Source organism: Saccharothrix sp. NRRL B-16348 (genome assembly GCF_001280085.1).
Taxonomy (GTDB): domain Bacteria; phylum Actinomycetota; class Actinomycetes; order Mycobacteriales; family Pseudonocardiaceae; genus Actinosynnema.
This window is the reverse complement of record NZ_LGED01000057.1, coordinates 23,496-48,484: the sequence shown is the minus strand read 5'-3', so window position 1 is coordinate 48,484 and position 24,989 is coordinate 23,496. Positions and strand designations below refer to the sequence as shown.

21 protein-coding genes and 1 tRNA gene are annotated in these 24,989 nt (G+C 72.3%); 4 read left to right on the top strand and 18 right to left on the bottom strand.

Translation table 11 applies throughout. The features are described from left to right. The first annotated feature begins 3 nt into the window (after window positions 1-3). Window positions 4-954: a TIGR03617 family F420-dependent LLM class oxidoreductase gene (locus ADK67_RS08345; protein WP_053715815.1), complete on the top strand. Its 951-nt coding sequence runs from the start codon at window positions 4-6 to the stop codon at window positions 952-954. On the opposite strand, the gene ADK67_RS08340 is transcribed toward ADK67_RS08345, so the two are convergent. Both ADK67_RS08340 and ADK67_RS08335 read right to left on the bottom strand, forming a co-directional pair. Then, entirely contained in the window at window positions 941-1,120 is a 180-nt protein-coding gene (locus tag ADK67_RS08340) for a hypothetical protein (protein ID WP_157620012.1), read from the bottom strand. The two genes, ADK67_RS08345 and ADK67_RS08340, sit on opposite strands and share 14 nt — an antisense overlap. 170 nt (window positions 1,121-1,290) lie before the next feature. After that, window positions 1,291-1,364 (bottom strand) — tRNA-Thr (locus ADK67_RS08335). Between the two features lie 125 nt (window positions 1,365-1,489). On the opposite strand from ADK67_RS08335, the gene ADK67_RS08330 reads away from it, so the two are divergent. Further along, window positions 1,490-3,067, top strand: a complete 1,578-nt coding sequence (locus ADK67_RS08330) for a hypothetical protein (protein ID WP_053715813.1) — start codon at window positions 1,490-1,492, stop codon at window positions 3,065-3,067. Window positions 3,068-3,070: 3 nt separating this feature from the next. Here the strand turns inward: ADK67_RS08330 and ADK67_RS08325 are convergent, their stop codons facing one another. The 8 genes from ADK67_RS08325 to ADK67_RS08290 all read right to left on the bottom strand — a co-directional run bounded on the left by ADK67_RS08325 (window position 3,071) and on the right by ADK67_RS08290 (window position 14,569). Beyond that, window positions 3,071-4,270, bottom strand: a complete 1,200-nt coding sequence (locus ADK67_RS08325; RefSeq protein ID WP_157620011.1) for a DNA polymerase III subunit delta' — start codon at window positions 4,268-4,270, stop codon at window positions 3,071-3,073. 20 nt (window positions 4,271-4,290) lie between these two features. After that, window positions 4,291-6,318, bottom strand: coding sequence for a bifunctional MFS transporter/dTMP kinase (locus ADK67_RS08320; protein WP_053715812.1), 2,028 nt, complete (start codon window positions 6,316-6,318; stop codon window positions 4,291-4,293). A gap of 84 nt (window positions 6,319-6,402) precedes the next feature. Continuing rightward, window positions 6,403-6,909, bottom strand: a complete 507-nt coding sequence (locus ADK67_RS50590; protein WP_157620010.1) for a hypothetical protein — start codon at window positions 6,907-6,909, stop codon at window positions 6,403-6,405. Between the two features lie 13 nt (window positions 6,910-6,922). Further along, complete coding sequence (gene topA, locus ADK67_RS08310) at window positions 6,923-9,685, bottom strand: type I DNA topoisomerase (RefSeq protein WP_053715810.1); 2,763 nt, start codon at window positions 9,683-9,685, stop codon at window positions 6,923-6,925. A 126-nt stretch (window positions 9,686-9,811) separates the two neighbouring features. Continuing rightward, window positions 9,812-10,798 (bottom strand): hypothetical protein, encoded by a 987-nt coding sequence (locus ADK67_RS52300; RefSeq protein ID WP_197289342.1) that lies wholly within the window; start codon window positions 10,796-10,798, stop codon window positions 9,812-9,814. 90 nt (window positions 10,799-10,888) lie between these two features. Then, entirely contained in the window at window positions 10,889-11,509 is a 621-nt protein-coding gene (locus tag ADK67_RS08300) for a hypothetical protein (RefSeq protein ID WP_053715809.1), read from the bottom strand. Window positions 11,510-11,553: 44 nt separating this feature from the next. After that, on the bottom strand, window positions 11,554-12,138 hold the full coding sequence (locus tag ADK67_RS08295) for a hypothetical protein (protein ID WP_231648072.1): 585 nt from the start codon (window positions 12,136-12,138) through the stop codon (window positions 11,554-11,556). A 127-nt stretch (window positions 12,139-12,265) separates the two neighbouring features. Continuing rightward, on the bottom strand, window positions 12,266-14,569 hold the full coding sequence (locus tag ADK67_RS08290) for a sodium-translocating pyrophosphatase (RefSeq protein ID WP_053715807.1): 2,304 nt from the start codon (window positions 14,567-14,569) through the stop codon (window positions 12,266-12,268). A gap of 204 nt (window positions 14,570-14,773) precedes the next feature. On the opposite strand from ADK67_RS08290, the gene ADK67_RS08285 reads away from it, so the two are divergent. After that, complete coding sequence (locus ADK67_RS08285; protein WP_053715806.1) at window positions 14,774-17,242, top strand: DEAD/DEAH box helicase; 2,469 nt, start codon at window positions 14,774-14,776, stop codon at window positions 17,240-17,242. Here ADK67_RS08285 and ADK67_RS08280 read toward each other — a convergent pair. The 8 genes from ADK67_RS08280 to ssd form a co-directional block, all read right to left on the bottom strand. Then, a complete protein-coding gene (locus ADK67_RS08280; protein ID WP_053715805.1) occupies window positions 17,212-17,814 on the bottom strand; it encodes a bifunctional DNA primase/polymerase in 603 nt (200 codons plus the stop codon). The genes ADK67_RS08285 and ADK67_RS08280 overlap by 31 nt on opposite strands. Before the next feature lie 268 nt (window positions 17,815-18,082). Beyond that, window positions 18,083-18,415 (bottom strand): Rv3654c family TadE-like protein, encoded by a 333-nt coding sequence (locus ADK67_RS52295; RefSeq protein ID WP_197289341.1) that lies wholly within the window; start codon window positions 18,413-18,415, stop codon window positions 18,083-18,085. A 202-nt stretch (window positions 18,416-18,617) separates the two neighbouring features. Then, window positions 18,618-18,962 (bottom strand): TadE family type IV pilus minor pilin, encoded by a 345-nt coding sequence (locus tag ADK67_RS08265; RefSeq protein WP_053715802.1) that lies wholly within the window; start codon window positions 18,960-18,962, stop codon window positions 18,618-18,620. Further along, window positions 18,959-19,135: a DUF4244 domain-containing protein gene (locus ADK67_RS48770; RefSeq protein ID WP_082403308.1), complete on the bottom strand. Its 177-nt coding sequence runs from the start codon at window positions 19,133-19,135 to the stop codon at window positions 18,959-18,961. Before ADK67_RS48770 ends, ADK67_RS08265 begins: the two co-directional genes overlap by 4 nt. Before the next feature lie 32 nt (window positions 19,136-19,167). After that, entirely contained in the window at window positions 19,168-19,722 is a 555-nt protein-coding gene (locus ADK67_RS08260) for a type II secretion system F family protein (RefSeq protein ID WP_053715801.1), read from the bottom strand. Further along, window positions 19,719-20,480, bottom strand: coding sequence for a type II secretion system F family protein (locus ADK67_RS08255; protein WP_053715800.1), 762 nt, complete (start codon window positions 20,478-20,480; stop codon window positions 19,719-19,721). The genes ADK67_RS08260 and ADK67_RS08255 overlap by 4 nt, the downstream gene beginning before the upstream one ends. Continuing rightward, window positions 20,477-21,607 carry a TadA family conjugal transfer-associated ATPase gene (locus ADK67_RS08250; protein ID WP_053715799.1) on the bottom strand — a complete coding sequence of 377 codons (1,131 nt, stop codon included), beginning with the start codon at window positions 21,605-21,607 and terminating at the stop codon, window positions 20,477-20,479. Before ADK67_RS08250 ends, ADK67_RS08255 begins: the two co-directional genes overlap by 4 nt. 764 nt (window positions 21,608-22,371) lie before the next feature. Then, window positions 22,372-23,424: a septum site-determining protein Ssd gene (ssd, locus tag ADK67_RS08245; RefSeq protein WP_053715798.1), complete on the bottom strand. Its 1,053-nt coding sequence runs from the start codon at window positions 23,422-23,424 to the stop codon at window positions 22,372-22,374. A gap of 472 nt (window positions 23,425-23,896) precedes the next feature. Here ssd and ADK67_RS08240 point away from each other — a divergent pair, with 472 nt between their 5' ends. Beyond that, the gene (locus tag ADK67_RS08240) at window positions 23,897-24,709 is read left to right on the top strand and encodes an HAD-IB family hydrolase (RefSeq protein ID WP_053715797.1); all 813 of its coding nucleotides are present in this window, start codon (window positions 23,897-23,899) and stop codon (window positions 24,707-24,709) included. Window positions 24,710-24,989 lie beyond the last annotated feature (280 nt).

Sequence of the window (24,989 nt, the reverse complement as noted above, 5' to 3'; positions counted from 1 at the left end):
GGCGTGAAGGTGGACCGGCTGGAGATCGAGTACGACCCGCGGACCGTGCTCGACGCGGCACGTGCGGCTCAGGACCAGGGCTGCGACGGCTTCTGGCTGGCGGAGACCAGGCACGACCCGTTCCTGGCGCTGGGCCGCGTGGCCGGGCAGGTGGAGCGGGTCGACCTGGGCACGGCCATCGCGGTGGCGTTCGCGCGCAACCCGATGAGCACCGCCGTGCAGGCCAACGACCTGCAACTGCTGGCGGGCGGCCGGTTCCACCTCGGGCTCGGCTCGCAGGTGGAGCCGCACGTCACCAAGCGGTTCGGCATGCCGTGGTCACGGCCCGCGGCGCGGATGCGCGAGTTCGTGCTGGCGTTGCGGGCCATCTGGCACACCTGGGCCACCGGCGAGCGGCTGAAGTTCCGCGGCGAGTTCTACACGCACACGCTGATGACGCCGTTCTTCGACCCGGGCCCCAACCCGCACGGCCCGCCGAAGGTGTGGCTGGCGGGCGTCGGCGAGCTGATGACCGAGGTCGCGGGCGAGGTGGCGGACGGGTTCCTGTGCCACAGCTTCACCACCGAGCGGTACCTGCGCGAGGTGACGCTGCCCGCGTTGGCGCGCGGCCGGGCCAAGGCGGGCAAACCGTTGGCGGGCATGGAGATCAGCGGACCGTCGCTGGTGGCGTGCGACGAGGAGGGCGTGGCGGAGGTCCGGCGGCAGATCGCGTTCTACGGGTCCACGCCCACCTACCGCAAGGTGCTGGACCTGCACGGCTGGGGCGACCTGCACGAGGAGCTGCACCAGCTGTCCCGGCGGCGGCGGTGGGACGACATGGCCGCCGCCGTCACCGACGAGGTCCTGGCCGCCTTCGCCGTCGTGGGCACGCCCGCGGCGGCGAAGGCCGAGCTGACCCGCCGCTACGGCGACGTGATCACCAGGATCGCGGCGCCCGTCGTCAGGACCGGATGAGGTGCCGCCCGCTCGGCTCGTCGCGCATCACCCAGTGCCGGAACAACTCGGCCCGGACCCGCGCCACGGCCCGCCTGCGCACCCAGCGCCGACGACCGACGCGTGCCGCGAGCACGGCCAGCGGCAGGGCCAGCACCGTCAGCACGACCATCGTGACCATCGCCATCACCTCCACGGTGGCAACGACACCGTTGCCCACACCTGACGCCAATGGTGAAAAGGTCACCCCGATGGAGCAGCATCGCGGACTCGCGCCGTAGCCGGCAAGGGAAGTCGACGCGAAAGGCGGACACGACGAAGGCCCCGGGCGGAAACCCGGGGCCTTCGTATCTCGCGAGCCGCCTATCGGAATCGAACCGATGACCTGCTCATTACGAGTGAGCCGCTCTGGCCGACTGAGCTAAGGCGGCGAGACGCGACAACTATAGCCGACCGCCGCGGCGTCACCGAACCGGGGGATGGTCGTTAGAGCAACAAGTGACGGTGCTCACGCGAGCGTCGCACGCCGACGCCACCGCCGTGGAGGTCAGACCACATGCGCCTGATGGCCGTGCCCGCTGCCGCCGTGCTCGTCGCGCTGTGCGCCGCTCCCGCTCTCGGCCAGCCGACGACGACGCCGGTGCCCGGTCCGCGTGACCCGAACCAGCCGCCGGTCTCCGCCGGCCCGGCGCCGCGCACGCACGCGATCGGCGACGCGGGCACCGGCCTGGCCGTGGTCAGGCTCGCGCCGGACTCGTCGCCCACGAACACGATCCTGCCGGGCTTCGGCGACCAGCTGCCCAAGCAGTCGGCGGCCGAGATCGGCGTCGGGCTCGCCTCCGCGCAGGCCAACACCGAGGCGTTCCTGTCCTACGAGCGGTCGATCGCGCAGGCGTCGCCGCTGGGCTTCGCGGTGCAGGGCCGGGCGCCGCAGACTCCCGGCACGCTCGTGCAGACCGCGTCCCCGGACAACGCCGCGCCCGTCACGGGTGGCCTCACGCCGCCCGCCACCCCGCTGGACGCCCTGCTCAAGGTCGGCCTGCTCAACGGCAGCGTGCACGCCCGCTGGCACGACGAGCTGGGCCCGTGCGTGCGGCCCCTCGCCGACGCCAAGACCTCCGTCGCGTCCCTGAGCGTCCTCAACGCCATCCCGACCCTGCCCAGCACACCGGACCTGACCGGCCTGCTCACCGCGGACACGCCGAAGCTCGACGCCGCCGCCGAGCAGGCCCTGATCGACAACGTCAAGCAGCTCACCGCGCCGCTCAGCCAACTCGGCGGCCTGCTCTCCGGCACGCCCGACACCGGCGCGGACGGCTCGCTGCTCAGCCTCCCCGAGACGCTCAGCGCCCACTCCACCGTCGACCTGGTCGACCTGCCCGGCAGCCCCAACAAGGCCGTGCGGTCGACGTCCACGCTCCAGGCCGCGAGCGTCCGACTCCTCGCCGGCACGGCGGCGGAGATCCGCGTCGACGTGGTCGGCCAACCGACGCTGGTCGCGCTGTCCACCGGCGACCGTGCCACGTCCAAGATCACCTACACCGCGCCCGTGCTGCGGGTCAGCCAGGGCGGCAAGGAGCTGGGCACGCTCGACGCGGCCAACCCGAAGCTGGACGTCCCGATCGGCGTCGCCGCCGGCCAGAAGCTGCCGCTGGTCGGCGCCTTGGCCGAGGGATTGCCCAAGCTCGACATCGGCGTGCTGCGGTTGCAGGTCGCGCAGCTCAACCAGAAGGAGATGGTGCTCGACGGCCCCCTCCAGCAGGGCGGTCCCACCATCAAGGGGTTCATGCTCGGTGCCACCGCGCGCCTGCTCGACCTCCAGCTGCTGCCGACCGACGCGCTCGGTCTGCCGAACCTGCCGTCGGCGCTGGCACAGGTGTCCCTGGGTGAGCAGGTCGTGCGCGCGGCGGCACCGGACGGCGGCGTGGTCTGCGCTCCGGCGCAGGCACCTCCGGGTGGCGGCGGACAGGCCGCGCCGCCGAAGAAGGGCGAGCCGCTGGCCTACACGAACGCGGCGTACCGGACGGTCCCGATCTTCTGGACGGGCACGGCCCTGCTGCTGGTCGGCGTCGTCCTGGTCGCGGCCCTGCCCGCCCGCCGCCCGACCCGGCAGACGACGAAGCCGTCCGGGTGAGCGTCAGCCACGCTGGAGCGTGGTGAGCATGGCCTCGATGGCGATCCGCGGCTTCACGTTCAGCTCCAGCGCGGTCCGGCAGTTCAGCACGGCCTCCAGCCGGCGCAACGTCGACTCGGGCGTCCACTCCGCCGCCGCCGCACGCGCGTCCTCCGCCCGGTCGGGGTGGTTGAGCACGGCACGCGCGCCAGTCGACGTCACCAGCACGTCCCGGTAGAACGCGGCCAGGTCCACCAGCGCCTGGTCCAGCGAGTCGCGCTGGGTCCGGGTGGCCCGCGACTTCTGCCGCTTCTCCAGGTCCTTCAGCGCGCCCTTCGCCCCGCGTGACGCGGCGGCCGTGCCCTTGCCCGTGCCGCCACCGCCCATCGCGGTCTCCAACGCCTCGCGCTCGGCCGTGTCACGGCCCTCGTTCGCGGTCTGCGCGTCACCCTCGGCGGCCGAGACGAGCTGGTCGGCGCACGTGAAGATGTCCGCGGGCCGCCGCAACGCGGTCGGGATCCGCAGCACCGCCTCGCGCCGGGCCCGCGACTGCTCGTCCGTGGCCAGCCGCCGCGCCCGGCCGACGTGCCCGCCGCACACCGAGGCCGCCCACGACGCCACCTCCGGCGCCACGCCCTCGTGCTCCAACGCCGACGCGATCGCCGCGGCGCGCGGGGTGGCCAGCGACACGATCCGGCAGCGCGACCGGATGGTCACCGACACGTCCTCGGGGTGGTCCGACGGCGCGCACAGCAGGAACACGGTCCGCGCCGGAGGCTCCTCCACCGCTTTGAGCAGCGCGTTCGCCGCGCCCTCGGTGAGCCGGTCGGCGTCGGCGATGATCACCACCTGCCACCGCCCGGACGTCGGCCGCCGGGCCGACACCTGCACCAGCGACCGCATCTCGGCCACCGAGATCGACAGGCCCTCGGGTGCGACCACCCGCACGTCGGCGTGCGTGCCGGCCAACGTCGTGTGGCACCCGGCGCACGAGCCGCAGCCCGGCCGGTCGTCCACGGCGCCGCACTGCAACGCGGCGGCGAACGCCCGTGCCGCCACCGAGCGGCCCGATCCGGGCGGCCCGGTGAACAGCCACGCGTGGGTCATCGCACCAGGGGCCGGCGTGCCGCCCGCGACGATCGACGCGGCGGCCTCCGCCGCCGCCGACAGCACCGCGACCGCCTCCGGCTGGCCGACGACGTCGTCCCACACACCACCGTTCACCAGGCGACCGTACCGATCCGTCAGGGCGTCTCCGCCACCGGCTTGACCGGCATCCTGGTGCGCCGGGCCAGCAGCGGCAGCACGGCGGTCCGCACCCGGGCGGCCACCTCGTCCTCGGTGCCGTCGGCGTCGACCACGACGTACCGCTCGGGGTCGGCCGAGGCCATGTCGGTCAGCAGCTTCTGCACGCGCCAGTGGTGCTCGACGGTGTCCAGCGTGCCGCCGGCGGCACGCACCTGCGACGGCATCCGGTCCAGCAGCACGGTCATGTCCGGCCGCAGCCGGCCGGTGGCCCAGTCGACCAGGCCCTCCACCTCGCGCGGCTCCACGCTGCCCGCCGCGCTGAAGTGCGCCAACGGGCTGTCGACGTACCGCTCCATGACGACGAGCGCGCCGTTGTCCAGCGCGGGCCGCACCTCGCGTTCCACCACGTCGGCCCGCACGGCGGCGGCCACCAGGGCGTGCGCCCGCACGCCGGCCAGGTCGGCGGTGGACAGCAGGTTGCGCAGCCGCTGCTCGTCGAGGTCCGGGTCGGAGGCGAGCACGACCTCGCGGCCGGTCTCGCGCAACGCCTCGGCCAGCCTCCTGGCCTGCACGGACGTGTCCTGGCGGGTGTCGCCCTCGACCGCGATCAGCACGCCGCCGGTCCGCCGCGCCCGCCCGCGCAGCGCCGCGAGCAGGTCGGACAGGAACGGCTCCGAGCGCCGGTTGTCCATCTGCCGGTAGGCGATCAGCCCGAGCAGGGCGGCGATCACGCCCGCGCCGAACAGCACCGGACGGGTGCCGTCCACCACCATCGGGTGACCGAAGACCGTGATCGTGCGCCTCTGCACCAGCGTGACCAGCAGCGGCGCGGCGGCCGACGCGGCGAACAGCACGATCTTGAGCAGCGACTGGAGCAACGCCACGGTCCGGCCCCGCATCGCGTCCTCGACCTGCGAGCCGACGATGGTCAGGCCGGTGAGGAACGCCATGCCCGCCGACGCGCCGACGCACGCCACCGCGACCAGCGCCACCCACAGGTGCGGCGCGAACGCCACGAACAGCAGGCTCACGCCCGCGACCAGGATCGTCACGCCGAACAGCCGGTCGTAGGGCAGCCGCCGGGCCATCCGGGGCGCGGTCGCCATGCCCAGCGCCAACCCGGCGAACACGGCCACGAACAGCAGGCCGAACGTGGAGTCGCCGCCGAGCAGCGACAGCGAGTACGGGGTGGCCGTGCCGATCACCGCGCCGGCCGCGGCGAACGCGCCGATCATGCCGATGACCAGGCCGCGGACGAGCGGCGTGCGGGCCGCGTACTTCATGCCGTCGCGCAGCATGGCGAAGAAGCCGGGCGCCTCGCCGTTCTCCCGGATGTGCTTGACCGCGGCGATCCGGCCGGACAGCTCCGGGATGCGGGTGGCCACGATGATGGCCGACGTCACGTACAGCGCGCCGTTGACCATGACCGCGATCGTGGCGATGCGGAACTCGAGGTCGCTGTTCTGCAGGCCGAGGTAGCCGGGGATGCCGGAGATGATCGAGTACAGGCCCGCGCCGGAGATGACCGAGATGCCGTAGGTCATGACCAGGCCGAGCTGGTTGGCCGTCTCCACCTGGTCGGGCCGGCGCAGCAGGTTCGGCACGGCCGAGTCCTTGGCCGGGATCCACAGCATCGCGCAGCAGCCGACCAGGAAGTTCGCGATGAACAGCCACCACGCCGTGCCGACCAGCGCGATCGAGATGAACAGGCCGCCGCGCAGCAGGTCGCAGACCACCATGATCTTGCGGCGGTCGAACCGGTCCGCGAGCACGCCGCCGAGCGGGGCGAACAGGATGCCGGGCAGCAGCTGGGTCAGCACGACCAGGCTGAGCGAGAAGCTCTGCCACTGGTAGCTGTCCATCATCTTGGTGACCAGGCCCGTCAAGGCCAGCAATGACAGCCAGTCACCGACGCTGCACAGATAGGTGACACCCCAGAGCCTGCGGAACGGCCGGATCGCCAACACGCTGCGAATCCGGTGGCTGGTCGAGGCCGCTGTGCCGCCGTCTTGGATGGTGCTCACCCCCGCCGATGGTGCAGGCGGTAAGGGTAGCCGGACCACTTCACCCGTCTGACCACATCCGCCGTTCGGGTGACCCAAGCGAGATCATCGCACCAGGTCGACCACAGCTTCGATGATCTCACGCACCACGTTGAAGAGCAGCCCGCTGAGCGCGGCCAGCACGACCAGACACCCGATCAGCCCGCCCTTGCCCTTCTTCGGCTCGTTGTCGACGATCACCCGCCCGGGCTTGCGCCAGATCGGCTCCGGGTGCGGCGTGGGTGCCGTCTTGGGCTGCTGACGGGCCAGCGCGGCGTGCGGCACGTGCGCCGCCGGTTCGCCCGTCACCTGCTGGGACGGGGCGCGCACGGGCCGGTGAGCGGGTGCGCGACGGGTCGGCGGGACGTCCGGCGATCCGGGCTGCGGCACGGGCGGTGGCGCCGGCGGCACGACCGGTGGCACGGCCTTGGTGACGTAGCGCTCGCCCGTGACCAGGCCGGCGAGCGCGTCCGGGAACAGAGGAGGGGGCGGGGGCGGCTGCGTCCCGTCGTAACCGGATCGACCGACACCGAATCGACCAGCGCCGGACCGACCTTTCCCTAAGCCGTCCACCGCCCCGCCTCCCCTAGCTCTTGGACTTCGCCGGAGCCTTCTTGCGCGCGGGCGCCTTCTTGGCGGCCGGCGCCTTCTTCTTCGCGGTCGGACCCTTGGCCCGCTTCTCGGCCAGCAGCTCCGCCGCCCGTTCGTCGGACAGGCCCTCGACGCTGTCCGACTTGCGCAGCGAGGCGTTGGTCTCGCCGTCGGTGACGTACGGGCCGAACCGGCCCTCCTTGACCACCATCGGCTTGCCCGAGACCGGGTCCGCGCCCAGTTCCTTCAACGGCGGCGCGGCGGCGGCCCGGCCACGCTTCTTCGGCTCGGCGTAGATCTTGAGCGCCTCGTCGAGGGTGACCGAGAAGAGCTGGTCCTCGCTGGTCAGCGACCGCGAGTCGGTGCCCTTCTTCAGGTAGGGCCCGTACCGGCCGTTCTGCGCGGTGATCTCCGCGCCGGTCTCCGGGTCCTTGCCGACCACGCGCGGCAGCGAGAGCAGCTTCAGCGCGTCGTCCAGCGTGACCGTGTCCAGCGACATCGACTTGAACAGCGAGCCGGTGCGCGGCTTCGGCGGCTTCTTGGTGCCCTCCGGGGCCTCCGGCAGCACCTCGGTCACGTACGGCCCGAACCGGCCTTCCTTGGCCACGATCTCGTGCCCGGTGACGGGGTCGTTGCCCAGCGAGCGGCCTTCCTGCGGCGTGGCGAACAGCTTGTCCGCGATGTCGCGGTTCAGCTCGTCCGGCGGCAGGTCGTCGGGCAGGTTCGCGCGCTGCGCGCTGGTCGTGCCGTCCTCGCCCTCGACCTCGCGCTCCAGGTACGGCCCGTAGCGGCCGACCCGCACGTAGACCGTGCGGCCCTCCAGGTCGGGGAACAGCGGGATCGAGTTGACCTCGCGGGCGTCGATCGCCTCGACGCTGGAGCCGACCAGCTTCTTCAGCCCGCCGGAACGGCCGACCGACGACTCGGGGCCGACGTTGCCGCCGAAGTAGAACCCGGACAGCCACGTGGTCCGCTCCTGGCGACCGGCGGCGATGCCGTCGAGCTCGTCCTCCAGCGCGGCGGTGAAGTCGTAGTCGACCAGCCGGCCGAAGTGCTGCTCCAGCAGCCCGACCACGGCGAACGCCACCCACGACGGGACCAGGGCGGAGCCCTTCTTCCACACGTAGCCGCGGTCCTGGACGGTGCTGATGATCGAGGCGTAGGTGGAGGGCCGGCCGATGCCCAGCTCTTCCATCGTCTTGATCAGGCTCGCCTCGGTGAAGCGCGGCGGCGGGCTGGTCGAGTGGCCGTCCGCGGACAGCTCGGCGGCCAGCAGCGACTGGTCCTTGACCAGCTGCGGCAGGCGCGACTCGGCGTCGTCGGACTCGCCGCCCGCCTCCGAGTCGACCGTCTCCACGTAGGCCTTCAGGAAGCCCGCGAACGTGATCGTGCGGCCGGAGGCGGCGAACGTGACGTCCTCGCCGCCGGTCGTCGTGCCCGAGATGCGGACCGACGTGGTGTTGCCGCGCGCGTCGGCCATCTGGGAGGCGATCGTGCGCTGCCAGATCAGCTCGTACAGCTTGAACTCGTCGGACTCCAGCTCACGGGCCACCTGGCCGGGGGTGCGGAACACCTCGCCGGCCGGGCGGATGGCCTCGTGCGCCTCCTGCGCGTTCTTGACCTTGCGCGTGTACTGGCGGGGCTCCTTGGACACGAACTGGGAGCCGTACAGCTCGGTGGCCTGCGCCCGGGCCGCCGCGATCGCCGTCTCCGACAGCGTCGTGCTGTCGGTGCGCATGTAGGTGATGTAGCCGTTCTCGTACAGCTTCTGCGCGGTGCGCATCGTGCGGTCCGCGGAGAAGCGCAGCTTGCGGCCCGCTTCCTGCTGCAACGTGGAGGTCATGAACGGCGCGTACGGCTTGCGCGTGTACGGCTTCTCCTCGACCGAGGACACCGTCATCGTGGCGTTGACCAGGCCGTCCGCGATGGCCCTGGCCTGCGCCTCGTCCACCACGCGGACCTCGGAGCCCGCCTTCAGCCTGCCGTCGGAGCCGAAGTCGCGGCCCGTGGCCAGGCGCGTGCCGTCGACCGCGATCAGCCGGGCGCCGAACGTGCGCGGCGAGGCGTCCTTGCCCGCGTCCATGGTCGCCGAGACGTCCCAGTACGAGGCGGTGACGAACTTCATCCGCTCGCGCTCGCGCTCGACCACGATCCGGGTCGCCACGGACTGCACGCGGCCCGCCGAGAGCTTCGGCATGACCTTCTTCCACAGGACCGGGCTGACCTCGTAGCCGTAGAGGCGGTCGAGGATGCGGCGGGTCTCCTGGGCATCGACCAGGTCCTGGTCCAGGTCGCGCGGGTTCGCGGCGGCGGCGAGGATCGCGGGCTCGGTGATCTCGTGGAACACCATCCGGCGGACCGGGACCTTCGGCTTCAGCGTGTCGAGCAGGTGCCAGGCGATGGCCTCGCCCTCGCGGTCGCCGTCTGTCGCGAGGTAGAGCTCGTCGACGTCCTTGAGCAGCTCTTTCAGCTCGGCGACGGTCGCCCTCTTGTCCGGCGTGACGACGTAGAGCGGCTCGAAGCCGTGGTCGACGTCGACGCCGAGCCGGGCCCACGGCATGCCCTTGTACTTCGCGGGCACGTCGGCCGCGCCGCGGGGCAGGTCCCGGATGTGCCCCTTGGATGACTCCACGACGAAGTCGTTGCCGAGGTAGGACGCGATCTTCCGCGCCTTCGCGGGCGACTCGACGATCACCAACCGCCGGTTGCCGCTCGCTGATCCCCCGTTTGTCTTCCTCGCCCGTGTCGATCCAGCCACGCCGTCCCGCTCTCTTCGAACACTGTGTCCCGACCCGCCAGTGTGCACTGTCCTTTGTCGCCGCTGGGCAGCCCTGGTCGGGACAGGGTGACACAACTGTGCCGGATCCTCCGCCAGGAGGACGCGCTACGCGGCCGGCCAGGTGCGTTCCGCGACGCCCCTCGGCGCGCGTCCGACCAGCTCGGCGAGCCGTTCGAGCCGCCGTCTGCCGACGACGCGCAGCGCCGGTCCCCCGGCCTTCCCGGTCAAGAGTGTCGAGGGCAGGCCCGACGTGGCCAATGCTTTTCGCAACGCTTCGTGCGTGTCGGGCGCCTCGGGGTCGAGGCCCAGGAGGTACCCGGAGCCGGACTCGACCCACCGGCCGGACGCGAGCGCCCACAGCCGCAGGGCCGCGCCGTCGAGCGTGAAGTCGGGTGGGACGACCTTGCGGTCGCCGTCGAACCACTGCGCCGCCAACCCGGCCAGGTCAGTGCGGAAAGCGGTCGTGACCTGCCACGACTCGGTGACCACCGGCTCGGTCTCGATCTCGATCTCAGTCGGCTCGGCGGTCGCGGTCTCCGGCTCGGCGGTCTCGGTGTCGGCGGTCTCCGGCTCGGCGGTCCCGGCCTCCGGTTCGGGCTCGGCCGCCTCGGACTCGGGCTCGGCTTCGACCGGCCCGCGCCGGCCCGACCCGATCACCACGGGCGCGAACCCGTCCGGCTCGTCGTCGACCAGCTCGTCGAGGGGTTCGACCAGGTCGTCCAGGGGTTCGTCCAACGGCTCGTCCGGCACCTCGTCCAACGGCTCGTCCGCGGCGGCGTCCGCCACGACGTCGACCGCGGCGGGCTCGTCCGCTGCTGATCCGTCCTCGGTGGCGTCGTCCTCGGTGTCGTCCTCGGCGAGACCGATCCTGGTCTGCTCCGTCCGGACCAGTTCGACGCGGGCCTGCACGCCCCGCTCGGCCAGCGCCGCCACCACGGCGGCAGCGCGATCCGGGGTGTCGAGGTCCACCGACACCCTGGCCGCACGCCCTCGGGCGAAGCCCAGCGCCAGGCCGGGCCCGCACAGCAGGCCCGCCAGGTCACCGACGCAAGGCTGTCTCGCCTCGGCCGAGTAGAAGGACAATTGCCCCACGGACACGCAGCGTAGAACACACGTTCGACCACGGCCAGTCTCCGAAGGGCTGAAACACCTACCCCAACGGTCTCAGCCGTCCCAGCGGTGTCAGCTGCCCAGGCTCTCGAGCATCTCCGTCATCGCCACGCACGCCGGCGCCTGCCGGAACGCGTCGCCGAGCTTCGGGTCCTCCTGGAGCTTCTTGATCTGCTCCTGGAGCTTGGACGGGTCGGCCTGGTCGCCGCCGAGCTGCTCCAGCTTGGTCGCGAACTCCGGGTCGGCCGGGTCGAGCGCCACCAGCTCGGCGTTGCTCTTGGTCAGCGAGTTGCCCGTGTCGGTGAAGAACTTGACCAGCTCGTCGTGCAGCTCCTGGTTCTCGGGCGACGGCGCGCCGAGGTCCTCGAGCTTCGCGCCCGCGTCGGCGAGCGCCTTGCCCGCCTTGGCGTTGTAGTCGAGCAGCGCCGCCTTCTGCAGGGCCGGGTTGTCCGCCCCGCCCTCGAACATCGTCTTCAGCAGGGCGAACACGCCCTCGACGGCGGGCCCGACGCCCTCGCAGAACGTGCCGGTCCACTCGATCGGGTCGGCGCCGGCCTTCCCTGTCGCCGCCGCGGTCGTGGTGGGCGCCGTCGAACCGGGCGTCGAGGACGACGACGAGCCGTTGCCACCACTGCACGCGGAGGTGACCAGGACAGCGGCGAACACGCCGGCGAGCGCCACACGGTGCTTCACAGGAAAGCCCCCAGATCGGGTGAAAAGGGTGAGGAAGCAACGTACTACGAGGTGGGCGTCGTCGACTCCGACGGCTTCAGCGTGCGCAGGTCCTGGCAGGCCGCCGCCTTCTCGGCCGCCGCCGCCAGCTCCGGCACCGACTCCAACTGCTTCAGCGGCGCGACGAGTTCATCCAGCCGGGTGATGGCCTCGCCGGCGGCCTGGAGCCCGCCGACCGGGTCGTTGGCGTCCGCCGCCTCGAGCGCGGCCTTGGCGTCGGTGAAGTTCTTCGCGATGCCGGCGAACGTCGTCGCCATCTGCTCGACCTGCTGGTCACCGCCCGCCACCGGCGACGGCCCGACCTCGCGCAGCTTGGTGGCGGGCTGGTTGAACGCCTCCGCCATCTGACCCATGTAGGCGGCCATGTCGGCCTTGCCCTTCGCCGGGTCGTTCGGGTCGATCTGCGGCGGGGTCCTCGGCACCGAGGCGAAGGACGCCGTCGCCGTGCACACCTTGTCCATGTACGCCACCGCCGCCGCGTCCGACGGGGTCGTGGACGACGTCGTGGGCGCAGTGGAGTCACCCCCGGACCCGCACCCGGCAACCGCGGCGACCAGGGCGGTCGCGGCGACCAGCGGAAGAAGTCTCATCAGGGCGCTCCCCATCGTTCTCGGCGTCACCGAACAGTGTGCCCCCATCCGGGCGCGCCCACCCGGCCTGCCCGGACGTGCGAGGGCGGGGTGCCTCCGACCGCGGCACCCCGCCCTCGACCACGGCTCACGCCGAGGTGGTGACCTCCGCCGGGGTGTCCGCGATCGCCGTGCCACGGCGCTTGGACACGACCACGGCCGCCACGATGACCACGACCGCCACGATCGCGATCGCGTACCGGATGCCCGCCGACTCGCCCGCGCCGACCGAGAACCCGACGATCGCGGGCGCGATCAGCACCGAGACCAGGTTCATCACCTTGATCAGCGGGTTGATGGCCGGACCGGCGGTGTCCTTGAACGGGTCGCCGACGGTGTCGCCGATGACGGTCGCGGCGTGGGCGTCGGAGCCCTTGCCGCCGTGGTTGCCGTCCTCGACCAGCTTCTTCGCGTTGTCCCAGGCGCCACCGGAGTTGGCCAGGAACACCGCCATCAGCGTGCCGGTGGCGATCGCGCCGGCCAGGTAACCGGCCAGCGGGCCGACACCGAGGCCGAAGCCGACCGCGATCGGCGCCAGCACCGCCAGCAGGCCGGGGGTGGCCAGCTCGCGCAGCGAGTCCTTCGTGCAGATGTCCACGACCCGGCCGTACTCCGGCTTGACCGTGCCGTCCATGATCCCGGGGTTCTCGCGGAACTGGCGGCGCACCTCGAACACGATCGCGCCCGCCGCGCGGGTCACCGCGTTGACCGCGAGACCGGAGAACATGAACACGACGGCCGCGCCGATGATGACGCCGACCAGCACGTTCGGGCTGAACACCACGTTCGTGAACGACACCGGCACGTCGGCGAGACCCACCTGCACGTCCCGCAGCGCCTGCTCGATGGCGTCCTTGTAGGAGCCGAACAGCGCGGTCGCCGCCAGCACGGCGGTGGCGATCGCGATGCCCTTGGTGATGGCCTTGGTCGTGTTGCCCACCGCGTCCAGCTCGGTGAGGATCTGCGCGCCCTCGCCGTCCACGTCGCCGGACATCTCGGCGATGCCCTGCGCGTTGTCGGAGACGGGGCCGAAGGTGTCCATGGCCACGATGACGCCGACCGTGGTCAGCAGGCCGCAACCGGCCAGCGCGACCGCGAACAGCGACACGACCACCGAGCCGGACAGCAGGAACGCGCCGTAGACCGCGCCGCCGATGACCAGCGCGGTGTAGACCGCCGACTCGAAGCCGACCGAGATGCCGGACAGGATGACGGTCGCCGCGCCGGTGAGCGAGGTGCGGCCGACCTCCTTGACCGGCTTGTGCTCGGTGCCGGTGAAGTAGCCGGTCAGCCACAGGATGACGCCCGCGAGCACGATGCCGATGATCACCGCGACGGCGGCGATCAGGGCCGGGTTGCCCGGGGTGCCCGCGATCTCCTCCGACACGCCGGCGAGGCCCGCGAACGAGCTGGGCAGGAAGAGGAACGCCGCGACCGTGCACAGCACCGCCGAGATGACCGCCGAGATGTAGAACGAGCGGTTGATCGCGGTGAGGCCGTTCTCGCCGGTCCGGGCGCTGGTGATGTAGACGCCGATGACCGCCGTGAGCACGCCGATCGCGGGCACGATCAGCGGGAACAGCAGGCCCTTCGCGCCGAACGCGGCCGTGCCGAGGATCAGCGACGCCACCAGGGTGACGGCGTAGGACTCGAACAGGTCCGCCGCCATGCCGGCGCAGTCGCCGACGTTGTCGCCCACGTTGTCGGCGATGGTCGCGGCGTTGCGCGGGTCGTCCTCGGGGATGCCCTGCTCCACCTTGCCGACCAGGTCCGCGCCGACGTCGGCGGCCTTGGTGAAGATGCCGCCGCCGACCCGCATGAACATGGCGAGCAGGGCGGCGCCGAAGCCGAAGCCCTCCAGCACCCTGGGCGCCTGGCCCACGTAGACGAACACGACCAGGGCCGCGCCGAACAGGCCGAGGCCGACGGTGAACATGCCGACCACGCCGCCGGTGCGGAACGCGATCCGCATGGCCTTCTCCCGGCCGCCGGTCTCCTTGGCGGCGGCGGCGACGCGCACGTTCGCGCGGGTCGACAGCCACATGCCGAGGTAGCCGATGACGGCGGAGAAGCCGGCGCCGACGAGGAAGAACAGCGACCTGCCGATCCGTTCGCCGATGTCCTCGGCAGGAAGCGCGAACAGCAGCACGAACACGATCACGACGAAGATGCCGAGCGTTCGGAACTGCCGGTTGAGGTAGGCCGCTGCGCCCTCTTGGACCGCCTTGGCGATGTCCTGCATCTTGGAGGTGCCCTGGCCCGCGGCCAGTACCTCCCGGAGCAGCACATAGCCCACGGCCAGGGCAGCCAGGGCGACCACGGCGACCACGGCGACGAGGCCGCGATCACCTCCGGAGAGCTCTAGGCCCTCCGCGAGGAATTGCCGGGACATCCGTCCTCCTGGTGAGTTTTCCAAGCCCAATGCCAGGGCCACCCCGCGGTGTGAGGCGGGTCACTCACGCGACTGTCAGCCCCGACACAACGTGATGCACCCCTCATTGGATGCGATAGCGGCGGAGTCTATTCATAGTGCGCAACCAGGCAACGGGGCGTCCCGATCCGTACACACACCGTTATCCGCACAGGCACGGTCCGGATGTCGGACGGGTGTGCGAAGCTGCGCCACGTGGCGAACCAGGGACGTCGTTTGCTGGACCGGGTTCTCGCCGGGGTTCCGGCGGGCGAATCGCCGTTGACGCACACCGAGGAGCAGCCGGCGCGCCCCGCGCAGCCCGTGCCGTGGCCCTCGTGGGCCGCGCCGCCGGTGGTGTCCGCGCTGGTGGAGCGGGGTGTGGCGCAGCCGTGGCGGCACCAGGTGGAAGCGGCGAGGCACGCGTGGTCCGGATCACACGTCGTCGTGGCGACGGGCACCGCGTCGGGAAAATCGCTCGCGTACCAATTGCCGGTCCTGAGCGCGTTGACAGTTGATCCGAAGGCAACAGCTCTGTACCTCTCGCCCACGAAGGCGCTCGGCGCGGACCAGTTGAGATCGGTGAGCGCTTTGGGCGTGCCGGGCGTCCGCGCGGCGTCGTTCGACGGCGACACGCCGATGGCGGAACGCGATTGGGTGCGCGCGCACGCCAACTGGGTGTTCAGCAACCCCGACATGCTGCACCGCGGCGTGCTGCCCAACCACGCCCGGTGGATCAGGTTCCTGCGCCGGCTCTCGTACGTGGTGGTCGACGAATGTCACACGTACAGGGGTGTTTTCGGCTCGCACGTGGCGTTGTTGTTGCGGCGGCTGCGGCGGGTCGCGCAGCGGTACGGCGCTGACCCGGTGTTCGTGCTGGCGTCGGCGACGGTGGCCGATCCGGCGGCGTCGGCGGCGGCGTTGCTCGGCGCGCCGTGCGAGGCCGTGACGGAGGACGGGTCGCCGCGGGCGGGTCGGACGGTGGCGTTGTGGGAGCCGCCGCTGCTGGACGACCTGGAGGGCGAGAACGGGGCGCCGGTGCGGCGTTCGGCGGGCGCGGAGACGGCGCGGATCCTGGCCGACCTGGTCGTGGAGGGCGCGCGGTCGTTGGCGTTCGTGCGGTCGCGGGTGGGCGCGGAGCTGACCGCGTTGGGCGCGCGGCGGGTGTTGTCGGAGGTGGACCCGTCGCTGGCCGAGCGGGTGGCCGCCTACCGGGGCGGGTACCTGCCGGAGGAGCGGCGGGCGTTGGAGCGGGCCGTGTCGTCGGGCGAGCTGCTGGGCGTGGCGACGACGAACGCGTTGGAGCTGGGCGTCGACATCGTCGGGTTGGACGCCGTGGTGGTGGCCGGGTTCCCGGGCACGCTGGCGTCGTTCTGGCAGCAGGCCGGGCGGGCGGGGCGGACCGAGGACACCGACGCGCTGGTGGTGTTCGTGGCGCGGGACGACCCGTTGGACACCTACCTGGTGCACAACCCGTCGGCGGTGCTGGACAAGCCGGTCGAGGCGACGGTGCTGGACCCGACGAACCCGTACGTGCTGGAGCCGCAGTTGGCGTGCGCGGCGGCCGAGCTGCCGCTGACGCCGGAGTCGCTGGCCTCGTTCGGCGGTGACGCGGCGCTGGCCATGGTGGAGGACATGGTGGCGCGGCGGGTGCTGCGGCGGCGGCCGAACGGCTGGTACTGGACCTCGCACGACCGGCCGCACTCGTCCGTGGACATCCGCGGGTCCGGCGGCGAGCAGGTCGTGGTGGTGGAGGCCGACTCGGGGCGGATGCTCGGCACGGTCGACCCGGGTTCGGCGTGCTGGCAGGTGCACTCCGGCGCCGTCTACCTGCACCAGGGCGAGTCGTACGTGGTGGACGAGTTGGACCTGGACAGCGGTCTGGCGATGGTGCACGCGGAGAAGCCGGACTGGACCACGACCGCCCGTGACACGAAGGACATCTCGGTGGTGCGGGTGCTGGAGAAGCGCGAGTACGACGGGGTGACGGTGTGCCTCGGCGAGGTCGAGGTGACCTCGCAGGTGGTCGGCTACCTGCGGAAACTGCCGTCCGGCCAGGTGGTCGACTCGGTGCCGCTGTCGCTGCCCGCGCAGACGTTGGTGACGCGGGCGGTCTGGTACACGGTGTCGGCGGAGCTGCTGGACGCGGCGTTGTCCGGCACCGGGTCGCCGGACTCCTCGACGTCGGACTCTGAGGTGGTGGGCAGTGCGCCGGGGGGCGCCGGTCTGGTTCCGGCGCGCATCCCCGGCGCACTGCACGCCGCCGAACACGCGGCGATCGGCCTGCTACCGCTCTTCGCGACCTGTGACCGTTGGGACATCGGCGGAGTCTCGACCGCGCTGCACCAGGACACCGGGGAGGCGACGGTGTTCGTGCACGACGGTCATCCCGGAGGAGCCGGGTTCGCCGACCGCGGTTTCAACGCGGTAGTCCCGTGGTTGGTCGCTACTAGGGAGGCCATCGCGGCTTGCGCGTGTCCGGCCGGGTGCCCGTCCTGCGTGCAGTCGCCGAAGTGCGGGAATGGCAACGATCCGCTGGACAAGGCAGGCGGTGTGGCCGTGCTGGACGTCGTACTCGGGGTGGTCGGGGAGAGACGCCACGACGTCCGGCACGGCCACGTCGGTCACGACCGGTCGGCGGCGACCAGGCCGTAGGCGGAGGTGTGGTCGGCGGCTTGGAGCAGCGCGTCGCGGACCACGTCCACGTGCGGCAGGTGCCACGCGCAGATCTGCGGCTTGACCCGCCAGTGCACGACGCCGACCTGGCCCGTGCTCGGCGGCAGCGGGACGTACTCGCCCTCGCCGTGGTGCTTGACGTCCGGGTCGGTGACCGGCGTGCCGCCGGAGGCGACCAGGAACATCCAGCGGCCTTCCGGGGTGGCGACGATCGGCACCGGGATGCCGGCGGCCCGCAGCTCGACCGCGGCCCGGCGGCCGAGGTCCGCGCTCACCTCGACGGCGTCCACGCCGTGGCCGGTGGCCAGCAGGATGCTGTAGGAGTGGCCCGCCCACCAGGTGGCGACCTGCTCCGCCTTGGTGCCGATGCGCTCCTGCCAGTCGTGGTGCACCGGGACCGGCCCGCTGTCCTCGACGCCGTCGCGCCCGGCCCACCGCTCACCCGCCGGATAGGTGCCCGGCAGCACAGGCCACCCGTGCCACGCGAGGTTGACCGCCTCTGCGCGCAGCTCGATGCGGAAGGCCCCGCGCCAGCTATCCGACCACTCCATCTTTCGTTCGCCTCCAGCGTCTGCGTCCACGACACCGTGTCGCGTGTTGTTCGACACCGTGTCGGTGCCACCACTTGAACTAACGCCATGACCGGGGGTTTTGGTAACCGCCTGTCGACAACTGGTCGTTGTGGCACGGCGAGCGCGGCGGGTGGGGGCGGGCGGCAGAACGGCGTGCGAGCCGTCCACCCACTGCGAAGCCGCGAATCTGCGGTCGTGTGAGTCCGCTCACCGCCGGCGGACGACCGTTCGTCGTGTGGGGTAGGGGTCACGGTTCGGCCGGACCTGCACGGGCCCGTGCGTTCGGCGCGCCGAACACCGTGGCCTCGCCGGAGACGTGGACGCTCACCTCCCACCCCTCCACCAGGCACTCGACCAGCCGGCCGCCCATCCGTTCGACGACCCACTCGGCGCGGCCGCAGGCGTGCGCGACTCCGCCGGCCAACTGCCCGGCCGCCGCCAACGCCCCGAGATCGGCCGCCGCACTGACCCGGTGCCTGCTCACGACGGCCTCGCCGACGTGCACCCCGACCACCACGAGCCCGAACCACACTGCCCCGACCGCCACCGCCATGACGGACGCCGCCCCACGGTCATCCACCGACCACCGCGCCCGCCCTTCTCTCCGCCACCGCCACCGCGACGACCGACTCCGAGCCCGGCGGTCCACCGACCACCACCGGCTCCAGCAGTCCATCGACCAACGGGTCCAGCACCGACCCCCGCCGTCGACCGACAGCCGCAACTGCGGCCACCACCTGCACCGGCGGTCCGCCGACCGCCACTGGTGCCGACCACCGCGGTCATCCATCGACCACCCCCGGCTCCACCACCGCGTAGGCACGTGCCCGCAGCTCGATCCCCAACCGCGAGACGGCGACCTCCACCGACGCCGTGTCCCCCTCCCTCCGCACCGCCCACCGCGCCCCTTCCGGCGCGATTTCCCCGACCACCCCGTCGACCCGTCCGGGATCGCCCCGGGCGACCAGCCGAGCGGCCTCCCGTGCCGCGTCCGTGCACCGGAGCTGCGCCACGACCGCCATCACGGCGGAGACGCCCAGCACCAGCACGGCGACCAACCCGCACACCGCCACCGCCGCTTCGACCGTCACCCCGCCCCGGTCGTCGCCCAGCACAGCCCGCTTCACGCGTCCACCGTGAACGACCGCAGCAGCAGGGCTTGGAGCAGCTCTCGCGCCCAGCCACCGCTCAGCAGCGAGTACAGCAGCAGCCCGAGCGCCGCGGCGGCGAGCGTGCCGATCGCGTACTCGACCGTCGACATCCCCCTGTCGTCCAACAGGTTCCGCCTTGCAGCCACCATCTTCCAACTCCTTTGAAGTCCATTGTGGATAGTCACCAGTTGTCGCTCACGCCGGCGACGATGCCCATCACCACGGGCACCACGCCGAGGCACAGGAACGCGGGCAGGAAGCACAGCGCCAGCGGTCCCGCCACGAGCACCGCGGCGCGTTGCGCACGGGCTTCGGCCTGGTCGGACACCCTCGCCCTGGCCTCCGCGGCCAGGTCCGCCGCCGCACCGGCCAACGCCGCTCCCGACCGGGCGGTCCGGCGTGCCGCTCTCGCCAGCGGCGCGGTGTCCGGGTGGGCGAGCGCCTTGGCCCACGCGTGCACCGGGTCCGCGCCCAACGTGAGCAGGTCGACCACCTCGCGGAGGCGTTCGGCCGGCCCTGCTGGGACGCCCGGCAGGACGGCGCTCACCGCTCCGGCCACCGGCAGGCCCGCCCGCAAGGCGGCGGCCAGCAGGTCCCACGTCGCCGCCGCGGCGAACGGGTCCGGCGGTCTCGCCTTCGGCACGGGTTTTCGCCTGGTCCTCGATCGCAGCCGCGCCGCGGCTCTCGTCGGCGCCGGGAAGGCGATCACCGCCAGGGCGAGCAGCAACAGGCTCATGCGATCACCTGCCTGGTCAACCGACCGCTCCACCGCAATCCGACGCAGATCAGGACCACCCCGGCGACCAGCAGCACCTGTCCGGGCGGCGTGCCGGACAGGACGGCCAACGGCCTCGCGCCGCCGAGTTCGCCGAGCACCACGCCGAAGAGCGGCAGCCCGGCCAGCACCGCCGCGCCTGCCCGCGGACCGGCCATGCGGGCGTGGACCTGCCCGGCGAACGCGGTGCGCCGGTCGAGGTCCCGGCGGACCGCGTCCAGCACGTCGGCCAACGGCACGCCGTGCACCGCCGACAGCCGCCACGCCCTGGCCAGGTGGCGGGCGTCGGGGAAGTCGGCGAGCGCCGCCTCGACGTCGCCGCCCCGTGCCGACGTCGCCGCGATGGCCCGCAGCACGTCGGTCGCCGGCGGCTCCGCGTCCTCGGCCGCGCCGATCGCCGCCTTGGCCGGGTGGGCCCCCGACCGCAGTTCGGCGACGAACGCCTTCAGCCCGTCGGCGAGCGCGACGGACGCCGCCATCCGGTCACGTTGCCGGACCGCCTCCCGGTACGTGCGCCACACGGTCGCCGCCAGCAACGCGCCCGCGATCGCCCCGCCGACGCCCACCGGCAGCCCCAGCGCGATTCCCACCACGACCGCCGACACCCGATTGGGCTTCACCGACTTCCACCGCGCTCCGCGCCGCGGCCCGGCCAGGCGTCGTCGCGCCTCAGCCGACGGCAACACCAGCAGCGCGGCGGCCAGCAACAGCAGGCTCATGACGCACCCACCAGGCTCTTGAGCGCCGCGCCTGCTTCCTGCCAACCGCCGTCACGCCGCCACGCGGGCCGCACGACGAGGTGACCGGACCTCCGTTCCAGCACACCGATCTCGGCCAGGTACCGGCTACCGTCGCCCGCGCGGCGCATGTGCAGCACGACCTTCACCGCCGCGGCCAGTTGGCTGTGCAAGGCGTGCCGGTCGAGCCCGCCGAGCGCGGCCAACGCCTCCAGCCGGGCGGGCACCTCGGCCGGCGAGTTCGCGTGCAACGTCCCCGCACCGCCGTCGTGCCCGGTGTTCAGCGACGACAGCAGCTCGCACACCTCCGCACCCCGCACTTCCCCGACCACGATCCGGTCGGGCCGCATCCGCAACGCCTGCCGGACGAGGTCGCGCATCGTCACCTCGCCGGCGCCTTCGACGTTCGGGCCGCGGGCCAGCAGTCGGACGACCTGCGGGTGGTCGGGCTGGAGTTCGCCGGCGTCCTCGACGCACACGACCCGTTCGTCGTGCGGCACGCACCCCAGCAAGGCGGCGAGGAGAGTCGTCTTCCCCGAGCCCGTGCCGCCGACCACCAGGAACGCCTGCCGGGCAACCACGATCGCCCGCAGCAGGTCGGCCGCCACTTCGTCGAACGTGCCGCAAGCCTCCAAGGTCACCAGGTCGTGCACCGCCGGGCGGAGGACCCGCAAGGACAGGCAGGTGAACGGCGAGATCGGCGGCAACACCGCGTGCAACCGCACCGAGCCGGGCAACCACCCGTCGACGTAGGGCGCGGCGTCGTCCAGCCTCCGCCCGGCCGCCACCGCCAGTCTCTGCGCGAGCCGACGAACGGCGGCCTCGTCCGGAAAGGCGACGTCGACCCGCCGCAACCCGCCGACCCCGTCGACCCACACCTGATCCGGCCGGGTGACCAGGACGTCGGTCGTGTCCGGGTCGCGCAACAGCGGCTCCAGCGGCCCGGCCCCGACGAACTCCTGCCGCAGCACCGCGAGTGCCCGCTGGACGTCCTCGTCACCGAGCACCCCACCGGCCTCACCACGCACAGCCGCCGCGACCGCCGCCGACGTGAGCTCGCCATGCCCACTGGCCAACCGCAACCGAACGCGCTCAACGAGGTCGTTCACAACCACCCTCCCTCACCGTGTGCCGCCGCCCGCCGAGAACCTCCCGGGCCGCTTGGACCAAGCCCTGCCGGCCATCGCCCGGTTCGGCCAGGAACGGCGCGGACAACTCCGCGAGCACCAGCTCCGAGAGCGGCACGGGCCGACAACTCCGAAACCCCACGGGCGGCCGGAAACCCGGGTGCCGCCGCACAGTGGGCGCGCGATCACAACTCACGCCCCACCGCCGATCCGTCGCGCGACTGAACGTGGGCGGTCCGGCCAGCTGGATCGCGCCGGTAAAGCGGAAACAGCCGGGGTGACCGGGGCGCTGTCGCCACCTTTCCGGGAGCCCCATCGCCCGGTACGGCGGTCGGCTTCGTTCTGAGTGCGGGAAGGAAGAGGCCGAGTCGAGGCGCGGACGTCGGCGAGGTGGTGGCCGCGCGATGGGAGAGGTGGTTCAGGTCAGTGGTCATGAGGCACCGCCAAGCGGACGGAGGGAATCGCCCCGGTTGCGGGGCGCGACAATTGCTGCGCCAAGCCTCGGCGCGGGTGGCTGTCGTGAGCAGGCCCGGCCGTGGGCGTCATTGGCCGGCCGAGGCCGGGGTTGCGGTCGTCGTTGGCTAGCTGTGGCCGGGGTATGAGCGTGGGTATCGAGAAGGTCGTTTGTGGCCGCTACGGCTGCGGAGTCGCTGGAAGGCACCGGTTCCTGCGCATCGACCGGTGCCGAGCCGCTCCGCGCACGGGCGCTGGTGGAGGGTGCGGTTGGGTGTGGGTGGGGTGTTTGGTTAGTTGGTGTGCAGGGCTGCCAGGACTTTGCGGGCGGCCTTGGCCAGTGGGCCGCGGGTGGTTTCGGGGAAGTGGCCGTTGTCCAGGGCCCTGGCCAGCCTCGGTTCCGGGCGCATAGTGGCCAGCAGGGGGACGTCGATCGCCGCCACCACTTGTGCCGTGGTCAGGCCGCCTGGGGCCGGGCCTCGAACCACCGCCTTCAGCCGCACGCCCCGTTCGCCGGCCTGGTCGACCAACGTCTTGGCCGCCATGCACGCCTTCACGTCCGCCGGCACCACCAGCACCGCCAAGTCGGCACGGTCCAGGGCGGCGCACGCGGCCTCGGTCAGTTGGCGCGGCACGTCGCACACGACCGTGCCGCCCGCACGCCGGCCCGCCTCGATCACCGCCACCACGGCGTCCGGCTCCGGACCCGGCCCCGTCCGGCCGCAGGACAGCACGGTCAGGCTGCCCCGCCCGCCCGAACGGCCAGGTAGCGCGGTGCGCAGCGCGGCTGCGGGCACGCGCCCGCCGGTCAGCCGCAAAGTGGGCCACCGCAGGCCTTCCTGCCGCTCGGCGCCCAACGTCAGGTCCAGACCGCCGCCCAACGGGTCGCAGTCGACGAGCAGACCGTGGCCACCGGCCGCCAGCACGGCCTGACCCACCGCCACCGCCAGCACGGACGCACCGGCCCCGCCGCGGGCACCCAGGATCGCCAGCACCCGGCCCTCACCGGCCGGCGCGCCCTCGGCGGCATCGGCCAGCACCGCCCGCAGCCGCTCCTGGTCGGCGGGCAGCTCCAACACCTGTTCCGCACCCAGCGCCAGGGCCCGCCGCCACACCTCCTCGCCCGGCGGACCGGCGCCGACGACGTGAACACCCGGTCTGCGGGGGAATCCGCCGCACGCCACGACGGCCTCGAAGTCCAGCACCACCGCCGCCGCGCCGTGCCAACGCCCGCGCAACGCCGTCACGTCGACCACGCGCTCCACCTCGCAGCCCACGACCGCCGCCGCGTTCAGCACCTCGTCCACCAGTCCCGTGTCGGTCACCAGTGCCACCGGTCGTTTCATGTCGCTCTCCCCGTTTCCCGTGGTGGATCTGCGGGTTCCACGGTGTCGAGCGGTGAGGAAGGACACAACAGTGCTTGATCAACATGTGGACAACCGGGTGGGCTGTGGACAACTCGCGGTCCGACAGCGGCGCGAGCGGCAGCCGTCACGGGCGCGCGGCAAAAGATCAGAGGTTGATGCAAGAAGGGGCACAAGTGCGCGGAGGTTCAGCGCGAAGCACCGGCAAAACCGACCCTGGACATGGGACGACCCCCGCCAGGGGGGAGGGACGGGGGTCGTCATTGGTTCAGTCCCGGGGGTCGGACTGAACCCGTCCGGTCGAGCCGGACCCGTCTACTGTATCCCCACGGGACAGGGTCTTGCGTGTCTTCCGTTAGAGGGAGACCAAATTTCGATGGACCGCACACCTACTTCGTAAAGTCACGAAGTACTGGCGGCGGCCCACCGCGCCTGCCCCGCTTAAGCTTGACCGGTGACCGAGCACGCCACCGAAGGCAGTCGAGTCGCCGCGTTCTTCGACCTGGACAAGACCGTCATCGCCAAGTCGAGCACGCTGGCGTTCAGCCGGCCCTTCTTCCAAGAGGGCCTGATCAACCGGCGTGCGGTGCTCAAGAGCGCCTACGCGCAGTTCGTCTTCATGCTGGCTGGCGCCGACGCCGACCAGATGGACCGGATGCGCTCGCACATCACCGCGCTCTGCGAGGGCTGGGACGTCGAGCAGGTGCGCTCGATCGTCGAAGAGACGCTGCACGACATCGTCGACCCCCTCGTCTACAAGGAGGCCACGCAGCTCATCACCGACCACAAGGGCGAGGGTCACGACGTGGTCGTCGTGTCCGCTTCGGGCGACGAGCTGGTCGCGCCCATCTCCACGATGGTCGGCGCGACGCACAGCGTCGGCACGCGGATGGTCGTCACGGAGGGCCGCTACTCCGGCGAGGTGGACTTCTACTGCGCGGGCGAGAACAAGGCGATCGCCGTGAAGCAGCTCGCCGAGCAGCACGACTACGACCTGAGCAGCTGCTACGCCTACTCCGACTCCATCACGGACCTGCCGCTGCTGGAGGCCGTCGGCCACCCCACGGTGGTCAACCCGGACCGCGCGCTGCGCCGGATCGCCACCCAGCGCGGTTGGCCGGTGCTGACGTTCTCCGACCCCGTGTCGCTGCGGGCCCGCATCCCCCGCCCGTCGGGCACCGCGGTCGCCGTGACCGCGATCGGGTTGGGCGCCGCGACGGCCGCGGGCGTGGCCTGGTACGGCCTGCGCAGGCGCCGCCGGAGCTGATTCACCCCGGCGTGCCCCGGTCAGCGGTACCTGGGGTCCGGAGCGGCTCGGAATCACTGTCACGAAAGCCTTTCCGCTACTGAACGTCGCTTGAACGGTGCACCCCATCGAGCCCTTGCTGTGACGCCGGACACGCACTACAAAGGAAGTGCGGACCTCGGGTCGGCCAGGGACGAAGCGGAAGAGAAGCAGCGTCCACCCCGGCAGAGCTCCGTGCGCGGACTTCGAGACACCCACGCGCAGCACGCCGCGGGAGGCTTGTCGTCTAGGGCCTGCGTAC